Raw genomic sequence first — 13,494 nt, 5'->3', positions numbered from 1 at the left:
ATCCGCTGCGAGGCTGTACGCCGTCGCCGTGATTCGGTCCGGGCGCAGACCCCGTCTGGTCGCCTCGGTGGCGAACCGGGCCACCAGTTCCGCGGCCGCCGTCTGCTCGGTCGCCTGCCGGCGCTCGTCGGCCGCCGCGTGCGCGGCCACCGCGCGCCGCTGCCGCTCCCGCCAGTCCACGCCGTCCTGCTCACCCACGACCGCGACGGTACGCCCCGACGCCACCCGCCGCCGGCCACCGCGCTCGCAGAGGTGGGGAGGGGCACGGCCATCACCGAGGCAGCATCGTCCCGACCGTGTGGAGCTGGCCCGGGTGGTCGTAACGGCAGATCTGAAGGACGGCGCGATGTGGTCGCCCCCGGGCCACGTGGTGGCGTGGGCCGGGGGTGTGAGACTTCAGCTTCCGCCCGTCCGTACGGTGGCCAGGGCGCTGTCGAGCCGGGGCGCGAGCGTCCGGGCGTAGGTGGCGGTGAGGTGGTTGGTGTCCCGATAGACGAGTACGCCGCCGATGACCGGCGCGCAGCGGTCGGTGGGACAGATCGCGTCGTTGAGGTCGACCAGGTGGACCCCCGGCTGTCCCTTGGCGGCCCGCTCCTGGGCGATGCCACCTCCGGCAGCCAGCACCTCGTCACGCGGCGGTGCGCACCGGGTGAGCCGGTCCGGGTTGGCGGAGACACACTCGACCGGGTCCCGACGGTGGTACGGCGGGTCCCGGAGCACCACCACCGGCACTCCGATCCCGGTCATCTCCCGCCACGTGTTTCGTAGCCCGGTAACCAGGATGTCGTGCGCATCCCGGGTCACCAACTCGCCATCGCGCACCGTCAGGTAATGGGAGTTGCCCACCAGCAGCAGGTCGGGCGGGTCGGCGCGCAACTGGCCGCGGACCCGCTGGTTCCACTCGGTGCAACTGGTGTACGGCCGGCCGTCCAGCGCCACCTCCATCGCGAGGAACGGGCACGAGGACTTGGTGTGCGTCACCACCCGCCACTTCCGCTGCACCGCGACCGCCTCCAGTGCCGGCAGCCACTGCGCGGCGTGGGAGTCGCCGGCGAGCACGACGGTGTAGGAGGCGTCCTTGACCCCGTACACACAGGTCAGTGGCTCGCTGCTGTTCTGCTGGACGTGACAGTTGGTGCGGGTCGTCGCCGGGACGTCCTTCGCGGCGATCAGCGGGTCGGGGGTGATCGAGTCGACCCGGTCGACCGGTCTCCCGGCCTGGTCACCCCGGGGTGACTTGCGCAGGACGGCGGCTCCCGGTGGCCCGGCCGGGGCGGGGGCGCCCGCCGACGCGCTGCCGCCCAGTGGCGGCACCGCGGACGTGGACACCGGCGGTCGGGCCGGCGACCAGACGGTCAGCTGGAAGAGCAGGCCGGCGATCACCGCCGTGCCCGTGCAGGCGGCACCGATGCCCAGCGCCTGCGCCGGCTGCCAGTGCAGCGTCTGCGATCGGCGGATGGGGTTCTCGACGAAGTGGTAGGTGAGGACCGCCGGCACCGCGGAGAGCGCGACCACCGCCAGGCGCGCGGACGCGCTCAGCTCGCCGAACCGGTAGTCGGCGACGATCAGCAGCGGCCAGTGCCACAGGTAGAGCGAATACGACAGCGCTCCGACGCCGCGCATCGGCGGCAGGCTGAGGAGCCCGGCCGGCCCGGCCCGGCCAGCGGCCACCGCGAAGGCGATCACCACCGCTGTGCCGGCGGTCGGCAGCAGGGCGACGTACCCGGGGAAGGCCGACGCCGAGTCCAGCAGGAAGGCCGAGGCGACCACGGTGACCAACCCGCACCAGGCGAACACGACGGCCAGCGCACGCGGGGTGCGGTGCAGCCGGGCACCGACGATGGCCACGGCGCCGCCCAGGGCGAGCTCCCAGAGTCGGGTGGTGGTCACGAAGTACGCCGGTGCCCGATCGGCCGACGTCAGGTATACCGACCAGGCGAAGGACGGCAGGGCCACCACGGCGAACCCGACCATCAGCACCCCGCGGCGTAGCCGTCGCCGGCCACCGAGAACGGCCAACCCGAGCAGCAGCAGCGGCCAGATCAGGTAGAACTGCTCCTCGACGCTGAGCGACCAGTAGTGCTGCAGGACGCTGGGCGCCTGGTCGACGAACATGTAGTCCACCGACTGCTCGGCGAGCCGCCAGTTCATCACGTACAGCGCGCTGCTCACCACGTCCCACGCGATGGTGGAGAAGCGGACCTTCGGCAGGAACAGGTACGTGAGCAGCAGGGTGACCACGAGCACCAGGCCGGCGGCGGGCAGCAGCCGCTTCGCCCGTCGGGCGTAGAAGCCCACCAGCGAGATCCGTCCGGTGCGGTCGAGTTCCTCGACGAGCAGGCCGGTGATCAGGAAGCCTGAGATGACGAAGAAGACGTCCACGCCGACGAAGCCGCCGGGGATGAACTGGCTACCGGCGTGGCCGACCAGTACCAGCAGGACCGCCAGGGCGCGCAGTCCCTCGATGTCACCCCGGAAGGAGGCCCGCGGTGGGGCCTCCGGCCTGCTTCGTGTCTGCGTCATCGTCCCGTCCTGCGTCAGAAATCCGCTTACAGCATCGCTAGGGTTTATATCCCACTGACGCACCTTCATCCGTTTTTCGCCTTTCTGCGCCGTGTCGCCATTCCTCGTCGGAGTTCGGTCGACCGCGGCTCCCCTACTGGGCGAGCGGCGCCCGGACCGGCCTCGGTGGACAATGAGGGCTGACATCTCGAAGGTGCGCCGTGGCGACGTAGGTCCGCGGCGCTGGCGGTAGGGTTCTCCGGGCCGCGCCCGGCGGTTGGTGCCTCGAGGGGAGCGATTCTTGCTGCACCTGAGGGTGATCGTCCCGTCGGACCGGTCGTCCGCCGTGGTTGACCTGCTCGCCGACAACCCGGGGGTGGCGCACCTGGCCGTGATCCCCGGCGCGGCCCGGCAGCCCCCCGGCGACCTGGTCCTCTGCGACGTGGTCCGGGAGAGCGCCGACCGGGTGCTGCACCAGTTGCAGGAGCTGGGGGTCGAGGCGCACGGCGGGATCTCCGCCGACGACGTCGAGCTGACCCTGTCGAACGCGGCGAAGCAGGCCGCCCGGGACGCCCCCGGTCACGGCGAGGACGCGGTCGTCTGGGACGAGATCGCCGCCAAGACCGGCGAGCAGACCGAGCTGACCGGGACGTACCTGGCGCTGATCATCGTCGCCACGATGATCGCCGGCGTGGGCGTGCTGCTGGACCAGCCGATCCTGATCGTCGGCGCGATGGTGGTCGGCCCCGAGTTCGGCCCGCTCGCCGCGCTCTGCGTCGCGCTGCTGCGTCGCAAGCCCCGCACCATCGTCCGCTCGGTGCAGGCGCTGACGGTGGGCTTCCTGGCCGCCATGGTGGGCACCGTGCTGAGCACCTGGGTGCTCACCGCCGCCGACCTGGTCAACCGGGAGATGCTGCTCGCCGAGCGGCCGCTGACCGACTTCATCTGGCGGCCCGACGCGCTCTCCTGGGTCGTCGGCATCCTCGCCGGGATCGCCGGGATGCTCTCGCTCACCTCGAAGAAGTCCGGCTCGCTGGTCGGCGTGCTGATCTCGGTCACCACCGTGCCGGCCGCCGCGAACGTCGCCGTCGCCGCTGCGTACGGGGTGTGGCACGAGGCGGCCGGGTCGGCGCTCCAGCTGGTGATCAACCTCTGTGCGATCGTGCTCGCCGGGCTGGCCACCCTCGCCGTGCAGCAGCTGTGGTGGTGGCGGGTGGGCCGGCGCGCCGGCCGGGTCACCGCCAGTCGTCCCCAGCCTCCAGTCGGCGGGTGAGCAGCGTCCGCAGCGGGATCGACTCGCCGTCCCGGCCGCCCCGGCCGAGCACCAGCGGCGCCGGGTCGGGCTCGGGGTCGACGCCGAAGAGCCGGCCGCGCAGGCTGGGCGGCACGCTGAGCAGGTGGAACCGGCCCGCCGTGTCCACCGCCCGGGTTCCGGCGCGGTCGACGTACCAGCCGGTCAGCCGGGTCCGGTAGCGACCGCGACCGTCGTGTCCGCGGGCGACCAGCGGCGTGGTGCGCAGGCCGCGCCGGGTCGCCTCGGCGGCGAACCAGGCGACCAGCTCCGCGGCCTCCGCGTGCTCCGCCGCCCGCTGCCGGTCGGCGGCCTCCGCGTGCGCCCGCACCGCCCGCCGCTGCCGCTCCCGCCACTGCAGGCCGTCGTCCGCACCCATGCGCCGACGGTACGGGAGATCGGTCGTTGGCGGATCGGCTGATTCGCTACGGGAAGTAACGGCAGTCGAGGCGCGGACCGTGGTGAGCGATATACCCCAGAGTCATCAATATGCCTCTGGGGTATATCGCTTGAAGGGTCTTCGCCCTCCGGCCCACGACACGCCGGGCGGACACCCGCCATAAAGGCATCGGCCGTGCCGGAACGAACAGGAGTAGCCGAGGCCCCCGTGCAGGCGGGTGCGGCCCCACCGCCGGGGACCACACCCTGCCGCCGGGTCAGGCCAGGCCGGCTCGGCGCAGCGCCTCGGCCATCGCGTCGTTCACCGGGGCCGGAGCGGACCCACGGCCCTGACGCGGCTGCTGCCCGCCCCGCGAACCGCCGCGCCCGGGGGCGCTGCCACGTCCTTCGGCGCCTCCGCGCCGCTCGGCGCTGCCGCGTCCTTCGGCGCCTCCGCGCCCGCCCGAGGCGCGGCGCGCGTCGGCGCTGCCCTGTTGACCGCGGCCGTCCGAGCCGGCCCGCTGCCCGCCCTGCTCGCCGCCGCCGCGCTCGCGGCGTCCGCCGTCGGCGGGCGGGCGACCCGTCCCGGCCGGAGCCTCGTCCTCCAGTCGGAGGGTGAGCGAGATCCGCTTGCGGGGCACGTCCACGTCGAGCACCTTGACCCGGACCACGTCGCCGGACTTGACCACGTCCCGGGGGTCCTTGACGAAGGTGTGGGACATCGCCGAGACGTGCACCAGGCCGTCCTGGTGCACGCCGACGTCGACGAACGCGCCGAACGCCGCGACGTTGGTGACGACGCCCTCCAGCAGCATTCCCGGGGTCAGGTCGCCGATCTTCTCCACCCCCTCGGCGAAGGTGGCGGTGCGGAACTCCGGCCGCGGGTCGCGGCCCGGCTTCTCCAGCTCGGCGAGGATGTCGGTGACGGTGGGCAGGCCGAACGTCTCGTCGACGAAGTCGGTGGCCCGCAGCCCGCGCAGGATGTTGCTCTTCCCGATCAGCGAGCGCAGGTCCTGCCCGGTGCTGGCCAGGATCCGCCGCACCACCGGGTACGCCTCGGGGTGCACGCTGGAGGAGTCCAGCGGGTCGTCGCCGCCGGGGATGCGCAGGAAGCCGGCGCACTGCTCGAACGCCTTCGGGCCGAGCCGGGGCACCTTCTTCAGCTGGGCGCGGGACCGGAACGGTCCGTTGGCGTCGCGGTGCAGCACGATGTTCTCCGCCAGGCCGGCGCCGATGCCGGAGACCCGGGTCAGCAGCGGCGCCGAGGCGGTGTTGACGTCCACCCCGACGGCGTTGACGCAGTCCTCGACCACCGCGTCCAGCGAGCGGGAGAGCTTCACCTCGGACAGGTCGTGCTGGTACTGCCCGACGCCGATCGAGCGCGGGTCGATCTTGACCAGCTCGGCGAGCGGGTCCTGGAGGCGGCGGGCGATGGAGACCGCGCCGCGCAGCGACACGTCCAGCCCGGGCAGCTCCTGGGAGGCGTACGCGGAGGCGGAGTAGACCGACGCGCCGGCCTCGGAGACCACCACCTTGGTCAGGTTGAGCTGCGGGTACCGCTTGATCAGGTCACCGGCGAGCTTGTCGGTCTCCCGGCTGGCGGTGCCGTTGCCGATGGCGACCAGCTCGACGCCGTGCGCCCCGGCGAGCTTCGCCAGGGTCTCGATCGAGGCGTCCCACTGCCGGCGCGGCTCGTGCGGGTAGATGGTGTCGGTGGCGACCACCTTGCCGGTGGCGTCGACCACCGCGACCTTGACGCCGGTGCGCAGGCCCGGGTCCAGGCCCATCGTCGCGCGGGTGCCGGCGGGCGCGGCGAGCAGCAGGTCACGCAGGTTGGTGGCGAAGACCCGGACGGCCTCCTCCTCGGCCGCCTGCCACAGCCGCGTCCGCAGGTCCGCGCCGAGGTGGATGAGGATCCGGGTACGCCAGGCCCAGCGCACCGTGTCGGCGAGCCACTTGTCGGCGGGCCGCCCCTGGTCGCTGATCCCGAACCGGCCGGCGATGGCCGCCTCGTACCGGGTCGGGCCGGTGACCACGGCGTCGGTGTCGCCCTCGGCCTCCGGGTCCATGGTCAGGTCGAGCACGCCCTCCTTCTCGCCCCGGAACATCGCCAGGATCCGGTGCGAGGGCAGCCTGGTGTACGGCTCGGCGAAGTCGAAGTAGTCGGCGAACTTGGCGCCGGCGGCCTCCTGGCCGTCGCGTACCCGGGAGACCAGCCGGCCCCGCGACCACATCTGCTCGCGCAGGGTGCCGATCAGGTCGGCGTCCTCGCCGAAGCGCTCGATCAGGATGGCCCGGGCGCCCTCCAGCGCGGCGGCGGCGTCGGCGACGCCCCGGTCGGCGTCGACGAAGCCGGCCGCGGTCTCGCGCGGGTCCCGCGTCGGGTCGGCGAGCAGGGTGTCGGCGAGCGGTTCCAGCCCGGCCTCGCGGGCGACCTGCGCCCTGGTCCGCCGCTTGGGCTTGTACGGCAGGTAGATGTCCTCCAGCCGGGACTTGGAGTCGGCCGCCATGATCTGCGCTTCCAGGGCCTCGTCGAGCTTGCCCTGGCCGCGGATCGACTCCAGCACGGCGGCCCGCCGCTCGTCCAGCTCACGCAGGTACCGCAGCCGCTCCTCGAGGGTGCGCAGCTGCGCGTCGTCGAGCAGGCCGGTGGCCTCCTTGCGGTAGCGGGCGATGAACGGCACGGTGGCGCCGCCGTCGAGCAGCTCCACGGCCGCCCGCACCTGGCGCTCCGCGACGCCGAGCTCGTCGGCGATCCGCTGATGAACTGACTGGGTCACGATCTTGATCCGCCTTCGCTGTGGGTTCCGTGCTGCATTCTGCCGCCCGCCCCCGACGCCGCTCGCCATACCCGCCGGACGCGCCTGCGCTAGCGTTGCGATCATGGAACAACCAGCGGATCCGCGGGCCCGCCGGCTCTTCGGCGGCAGCGCCCGAGCCCTCGGCGACCTGGCCGCCAGCCCGTTCCGGGCCGACCGGGACCGGATCGTCGGCTCGCCGTTCTTCGCCCGGCTCAACGGCGTCACCCAGGTGATCAGCCCAGGTGGGTCCGGCCTGCTGGTGCACAACCGGCTCACCCACAGCCTCAAGGTCGCCCAGGTGGCCCGGGCGATCGCCGAGCGGCTCACCGCCGACCCGGCGCACCGGCCGCTCCTCGCCGAGCTCGGCGGCTGCGACCCGGACGTGGTCGAGGCCGCGGCGCTCGCCCACGACCTCGGCCACCCGCCGTTCGGGCACCTGGGGGAGCGGGTGCTGGACCGGCTGGCCCGGCAGCGGCTCGGCCTGGCCGACGGCTTCGAGGGCAACGCGCAGTCGTACCGGATCGTCACCAGCACCGAGATCCGGGGCGCGGCCACCACCGGGCTCGACCTCACCGCCGCGGTCCGCGCGGCCCTGCTGAAGTACCCGTGGACCCGGCTGGACCATCCGGACCCGCACCCCCGGCACCGCACCCCGGCGCCCCGGGGCGCGGCCGCCCCGGCCGACGACCCGGAGAGCGGGTCGGCGAAGTTCGGCGCGTACCGGACCGAGCTGGCCGACCTGCGGCAGGCCCGGGAGCCGTTCGCCGGCCGGATCGCCGACTGGCAGCAGACCGTCGAGGCCTCGGTGATGGACACCGCCGACGACATCGCGTACGCGATCCACGACGTGGAGGACTTCTACCGGGTGGGGGTGCTCCAGCAGGGGGCGGTGGCCGCCGAGCTGATGGCTTGGCAGCGCGACGGCGGTCACCTGCGCGCGGTCACCGACGCGGCGCTGACCGGCGCGGCCCGCCGGCCCGGCTCGGCGATCGAGCGGCTGCGCCGCCAGCTGCACCGCAAGGACGGCTGGATCGCCGACGACGACGCGTTCGCCGCCGCCGTCGAGCACGTCCGCCAGGAACTGGTCGAGGGCCTGCTGGCGATGCCCTTCGACGGCTCGATCGAGGCCGAGCAGTACGTCGCCCGCTTCTCCGCCCGCTGGACCACCCGGTTCGTGGACGCGATCGACGTGGTCCGCGAGCCGTCGGTGCGTTCGGGGCACGTGCTGCTCGCCCCGGCCCAGTGGCACGAGGTGCAGGTGCTCAAGTTCGTCCACCACCGGTTCGTGCTGGCCCGCCCCGACCTGGCCCTGCACCAGCGGGGCCAGGCCCGGCTGCTGGGCGCCCTGGTCGAGGCGCTCTGGGAGTGGCTGCTCGACCCGGAGGAGGAGTCCCGGCTGCCGCGCCGGCTGCACGACCTGGTCGAGCTGGCCGAGGCGGAGCTGCACCCGCGTACGGCGGACCGGATCGGCCGGGCCCGGGGCCGGGCCATCGTCGACTTCGTCGCCCAGCTCACCGACGGCCAGGCGGTCGCCATGCTGGACGCCCTCTCCGGCCGCTCCGGCGCCCTCTGGACCGACGCCTTCGTCCTCTGACCGCCCGCCCAGGGTGCCGGCCGGTGCGCCGGCACCGGCGGCGGGTACGTCAGGCGACCGCCTGCCACCAGCCGTCCACCGGCGGCGGGTCGTCGACCACCACCCGCTCGCCGGGGCGGGGCACCGCCAGCCGCACGTCGCGCGCCTTGGCCTCGGCCCAGAGCCGGTCCACCGGCTCGGACCAGTCGTGCAGGGCGAGGTTGAACGTCGCCCAGTGCACCGGCAGGAAGAGCCCGCCGCGCAGGTCGAGGTGGGCCGAGACGGCCTCCTCGGGGAACATGTGGATGGCGGGCCACGCCCGGTCGTACGCGCCGATCTGCATCAGGGTGACGTCGAACGGCCCGTGCTCCGCGCCGATCTCGGCGTACCCGTCGAAGTAGCCGGAGTCGCCGGTGTAGAAGACCCTGCGGTGCGCGCCGGCGACCACCCAGGAACTCCACAGGGTGCCGTCGCGGCGCAGCCCCCGGCCGGAGAAGTGCTGGGCGGCGGTGGCGATGATCTCGAGCCCACCCACCCGGTGCCGCTCCGACCAGTCCAGCTCGATGATCCGCTCCGCCGGCACGCCCCACCGGTCGAGGTGGGCGCCGACGCCCAGCGGCACCAGGAACGGCGCGGACTGCCGCCGGGTCAGCTCCTGCACGGTGGCCATGTCGAGGTGGTCGTAGTGGTCGTGGGAGATCAGGATGGCGTCGACCGGGGGCAGGTCGGCCAGGCGTACCGGGGGCTGGTGCAGCCGCTTCGGCCCGACCGTGGCGGACGGGGAGCAGCGGTCGCTCCACACGGGGTCGACCAGCACCTTCCGCCCCTCGATCTCGATCAGCGCGGAGGCGTGGCCGTACCAGACGATGTTCAGTTCGCGCTCGACGTCGGTGGCGGGCGGGGGCGTCGGGGGCAGCAGCGGGACCGGGGCGCTGGGGCGTCGGCGTTGCTTGCCGAAGATCAGCTCCCAGACCAGGTTCCGACCCGGGTCACCGGTGGTCATCGTCCGGGTGGCGGCCCGGTTGTGGAAGGTGCCGTCGCGGAACTGGGGGGAGCGCGCGGCTCGTTCCGCCCGGGCGCCGGTCAGCCGCCCGCCCAGCGCCGCCGGCACGTCCCGCGCCGCCCAGGCCAGGCCGGCCACCGCGGCCAGCCCCGTCATCCGCCACAGCCGTCCGCCGAGTGCCCGGTCGAGTTCCCGGTCCGCTGGTGCCCGCATCGCCACGTCCCCTCCGCCGTCTCCCGAATACACGGTAGCCACCACACCCCCCCGCGCCGGACCCGCACCGCACCCTGACCCGGCCCATCCCGAGAAAGCCTCGCCAGCCCGCCCCCGACCACCCCCCTCACCCACGCACTTTCAGAGAAAGCGTGGCTATTCCGCGCGCCATGGCCACGCTTTCTCTGAAAGAGCGGCCAGAAAACGGGGCGGGGCTGGGGAGGTGGGGGTCAGCGGAGGCGGCGGAGGGCGGCGGCGCCGGCGATGACCGCGGAGGTGGCGGTGTTGCTGATCGTCCGGGCCAGGTGGGGGAGGTCGGGCAGCCAGCCGCCGCGGACGGCCTCGCCGGCCGGGTCGGGGGCGAACACCGCGCCCTCGTGCTGCGGTACCTGCCGGTCGGTCAGCCCGCCCCAGCGCATCAGCGGCCCCACCAGCGCGTCGTAGACGCCGGGCAGCACGGTGAAGCCGGCCCGCATGAGCAGGTTGAGCCGGCCCACCGAGATCTCGCGGCGGGGCCGGTCGGCGCAGTCGACGAGGTGACCTGGGTGGTCTCGCACTGGGCGTAGAGCTGCCGCCGGCACATCCAGCAGTCCCCGCAGGAGATGTTGAACGGGACGACGACCCGGTCGCCCGGCGTGAGTCGGGTCACGCCCGGGCCGACCTCCTCGACGATGCCCATCGGCTCGTGCCCGAGGATGTCGCCGGGCTTCAGGTACGGCCCGAGCACCTCGTACAGGTGCAGGTCGGAGCCGCAGATCGCGGTGGAGGTGATCCGGACGATCGCGTCGGTGGGCTCCTCGATCCGCGGGTCGGGTACCTCCTCGACCCGGACGTCACGCTTGCCGTGCCAGGTCAGTGCCTTCATGCCTGACCGCCCCCTCTCGGTGCCGTCCATGGGACTGCTACCCCGAGTGGGCGGCTTGAACCGGGCGGGCCGCCCGGGCCGGCGCCGGCGCTGCTTTCCCGCCGTACCCCTGGGAAAACGCCGACCGCCGCACCCCCGGTGGGATGCGGCGGTCGGTGCGCGACGGGCGGTCAGGAGCCGGGGGTGCCCGCGCCCTTGGTGGTGGCCTTCAGGTAGTCGCGGTTGAGCCGGCCGATGGTGTTCAGCGGGATGCCCTTCGGGCAGACCACGGTGCACTCACCGGCGTTGGTGCAGCCACCGAAGCCGGCCTCATCGTGCGCGTCGACCATGCCGATCACCCGGGTGTAGCGCTCCGGCTGGCCCTGCGGCAGCAGCGAGAGCTGGGTGAGCTTGGCGGCGGTGAAGAGCATGCCGGAGCCGTTGGGGCAGGCCGCCACGCAGGCGCCGCAGCCGATGCAGGCGGCCGACTCGAAGGCGGCGTCCGCGTTGGCCTTGGCCACCGGCGTGGAGTGCGCCTCGGGGGCGCTGCCGGTCGGTGCGGTGATGTACCCGCCGGCGGCGATGATCTTGTCGAAGGCGCTCCGGTTGACCACCAGGTCCTTGATGACCGGGAAGGCGCGGGCCCGCCACGGCTCGATGTCGATCGTCTCGCCGTCGGAGAACTGCCGCATGTGCAGCTGGCAGGCGGTGGTGCCGCGCTGCGGCCCGTGCGCGTCGCCGTTGATCATCAGACCGCACATGCCGCAGATGCCCTCGCGGCAGTCGTGGTCGAACGCGACCGGCTCCTCGCCGGCGAGGATGAGCCGCTCGTTGAGGACGTCGAGCATCTCCAGGAACGACATGTCCGGGGAGACGTCGTCGACCTTGTACGTCACCATCCGACCCTTGTCCTCAGGGCCGGACTGGCGCCAGATGCGCAGGGTCAGGTTCACTTGTAGCTCCGCTGCGTGGGGTGGACGTATTCGAACTTCAGGTCTTCCTTGTGCAGCACGACCGGCTCACCGGTGCCGGTGTACTCCCAGGCCGCCACGTAGGCGAACCGGTCGTCGTCGCGCTGCGCCTCGCCGTCCGGGGTCTGGTGCTCGGCCCGGAAGTGGCCGCCGCAGGACTCCTCGCGGTGCAGGGCGTCGATGCACATCAGCTCGGCCAGCTCGAAGAAGTCGGCCACCCGGCCGGCCTTCTCCAGCGACTGGTTGAGCCCCTCGCCGTCGCCCGGCACCCGCACCCGCTGCCAGAACTCGTCCCGCAGCGTGCGGATCTCGTCGATGGCCTTGCGCAGCCCGGCCTCGCTGCGCTCCATGCCGCAGTGCTCCCACATGATCTGGCCCAGCTCCCGGTGGAACGAGTCCACGGTCCGGTCGCCGTTGACCGCCAGCAGCCGGGTGATCCGGTCCTCGACGTCGCGGCGGGCCGCGATCGCCTCGGGGTGGCTGGCGTCGACCTTGTCGAGCGGGCCGGTGGCCAGGTAGTGGGCGATCGTGCTGGGCAGCACGAAGTAGCCGTCGGCCAGGCCCTGCATCAGCGCCGAGGCGCCGAGCCGGTTCGCGCCGTGGTCGGAGAAGTTCGCCTCACCGATCACGAACAGACCCGGGATGGTCGACTGGAGGTCGTAGTCGACCCAGAGGCCGCCCATCGTGTAGTGCACGGCGGGGTAGATCCGCATCGGGACCTCGTACGGGTCCTCGCCGGTGATCCGCTCGTACATCTCGAAGAGGTTGCCGTACTTGGCCTCGATCGCCTTGCGGCCCAGCCGGCTGATGGCGTCGGCGAAGTCGAGGTAGACGCCGAGCTTGGTCGGGCCGACGCCGCGGCCCTCGTCGCAGACGTTCTTCGCGGCGCGGGAGGCGATGTCCCGGGGGACCAGGTTGCCGAAGGAGGGGTAGATCCGCTCCAGGTAATAGTCCCGCTCGTCCTCGGGGATGTCCCGCGGCGCGCGGTCGTCGCCCTTGGCCTTCGGCACCCAGACCCGGCCGTCGTTGCGCAGCGACTCGCTCATCAGGGTCAGCTTCGACTGGTGGTCGCCGGAGACGGGGATGCAGGTCGGGTGGATCTGCGTGTAGCAGGGGTTGGCGAAGTACGCGCCCTTGCGGTGCGCCCGCCAGGTGGCGGTGACGTTGCAGCCCTTGGCGTTGGTGGAGAGGTAGAAGACGTTGCCGTAGCCGCCGGAGGCGAGCACGACCGCGTCGGCCATCTCGGTGCTGATCTCGCCGGTGACCAGGTCCCGGACGACGATGCCCCGGGCCTTGCCGTCGACGACGACCAGTTCCAGCATCTCGTGCCGGGCGTTCATCTCCACGTTGCCCAGGCCGATCTGCCGCTCCAGCGCCTGGTACGCCCCGAGCAGCAGCTGCTGGCCCGTCTGGCCCCGGGCGTAGAAGGTCCGCTGCACCTGGGCGCCACCGAAGGAGCGGGTGTCGAGCAGGCCGCCGTACTCGCGGGCGAACGGCACGCCCTGCGCCACGCACTGGTCGATGATGTTGACCGAGACCTCGGCCAGCCGGTGCACGTTGGACTCCCGCGAGCGGAAGTCGCCGCCCTTGACGGTGTCGTAGAAGAGCCGGTGCACCGAGTCGCCGTCGTTGCGGTAGTTCTTGGCGGCGTTGATGCCGCCCTGCGCGGCGATCGAGTGGGCCCGGCGCGGGCTGTCCTGGTAGCAGTAGGACTTGACCCGGTAGCCCTGCTCGGCCAGCGTCGCCGCGGCGGAGCCGCCGGCCAGGCCGGTGCCCACCACGATCACGGTCATCTTCCGGCGGTTGGCCGGGTTGACCAGCTTCGCCTCGAAGCGGCGGCGGTCCCAGCGGGTCTCGATCGGGCCCTCGGGAGCCTTGGTGTCGGCGATCGGGTCGCCCTCGGTGAAGAGATCCATGG

Annotated in this window: 9 protein-coding genes and 1 pseudogene; 2 read left to right on the top strand and 8 right to left on the bottom strand. The window is 73.0% G+C overall.

Translation table 11 applies throughout. The features are described 5' to 3' along the window. Positions 1–396: 396 nt before the first annotated feature. A complete protein-coding gene (locus V6U89_RS15585) occupies positions 397–2,523 on the bottom strand; it encodes an acyltransferase family protein (RefSeq protein WP_334571790.1) in 2,127 nt (708 codons plus the stop codon). A 280-nt stretch (positions 2,524–2,803) separates the two neighbouring features. On the opposite strand from V6U89_RS15585, the gene V6U89_RS15580 reads away from it, so the two are divergent. Next, positions 2,804–3,775, top strand: coding sequence for a DUF389 domain-containing protein (locus V6U89_RS15580; RefSeq protein ID WP_334571787.1), 972 nt, complete (start codon positions 2,804–2,806; stop codon positions 3,773–3,775). Here the strand turns inward: V6U89_RS15580 and V6U89_RS15575 are convergent. Together V6U89_RS15575 and V6U89_RS15570 are read right to left on the bottom strand one after the other, a co-directional pair. After that, the gene (locus V6U89_RS15575; RefSeq protein WP_334571784.1) at positions 3,738–4,172 is read right to left on the bottom strand and encodes a hypothetical protein; all 435 of its coding nucleotides are present in this window, start codon (positions 4,170–4,172) and stop codon (positions 3,738–3,740) included. The two genes, V6U89_RS15580 and V6U89_RS15575, sit on opposite strands and share 38 nt — an antisense overlap. A gap of 277 nt (positions 4,173–4,449) precedes the next feature. Further along, positions 4,450–6,951, bottom strand: a complete 2,502-nt coding sequence (locus tag V6U89_RS15570) for a Tex family protein (protein WP_334571780.1) — start codon at positions 6,949–6,951, stop codon at positions 4,450–4,452. A 103-nt stretch (positions 6,952–7,054) separates the two neighbouring features. Here V6U89_RS15570 and V6U89_RS15565 point away from each other — a divergent pair, with 103 nt between their 5' ends. After that, positions 7,055–8,566 carry a deoxyguanosinetriphosphate triphosphohydrolase family protein gene (locus V6U89_RS15565; protein WP_334571777.1) on the top strand — a complete coding sequence of 504 codons (1,512 nt, stop codon included), beginning with the start codon at positions 7,055–7,057 and terminating at the stop codon, positions 8,564–8,566. Between the two features lie 49 nt (positions 8,567–8,615). Here V6U89_RS15565 and V6U89_RS15560 read toward each other — a convergent pair whose 3' ends face one another. The 5 genes and pseudogenes from V6U89_RS15560 to V6U89_RS15540 form a co-directional block, all read right to left on the bottom strand. Beyond that, complete coding sequence (locus V6U89_RS15560; RefSeq protein WP_334571772.1) at positions 8,616–9,761, bottom strand: MBL fold metallo-hydrolase; 1,146 nt, start codon at positions 9,759–9,761, stop codon at positions 8,616–8,618. 230 nt (positions 9,762–9,991) lie between these two features. Beyond that, positions 9,992–10,237, bottom strand: a complete 246-nt coding sequence (locus V6U89_RS15555) for a hypothetical protein (RefSeq protein WP_334571770.1) — start codon at positions 10,235–10,237, stop codon at positions 9,992–9,994. A gap of 56 nt (positions 10,238–10,293) precedes the next feature. Beyond that, positions 10,294–10,626, bottom strand: a pseudogene (locus V6U89_RS15550) (alcohol dehydrogenase catalytic domain-containing protein); the annotation flags it as partial. Positions 10,627–10,796: 170 nt separating this feature from the next. Beyond that, entirely contained in the window at positions 10,797–11,558 is a 762-nt protein-coding gene (locus V6U89_RS15545) for a succinate dehydrogenase/fumarate reductase iron-sulfur subunit (protein WP_334571768.1), read from the bottom strand. Next, positions 11,555–13,492, bottom strand: coding sequence for a fumarate reductase/succinate dehydrogenase flavoprotein subunit (locus V6U89_RS15540; RefSeq protein ID WP_334571767.1), 1,938 nt, complete (start codon positions 13,490–13,492; stop codon positions 11,555–11,557). The genes V6U89_RS15545 and V6U89_RS15540 overlap by 4 nt, the downstream gene beginning before the upstream one ends. Positions 13,493–13,494 lie beyond the last annotated feature (2 nt).

This window comes from Micromonospora sp. CPCC 206171 (genome assembly GCF_036906755.1).
GTDB lineage: Bacteria > Actinomycetota > Actinomycetes > Mycobacteriales > Micromonosporaceae > Micromonospora > Micromonospora purpureochromogenes.
This window is presented reverse-complemented; position numbering and strand designations above follow the sequence as displayed.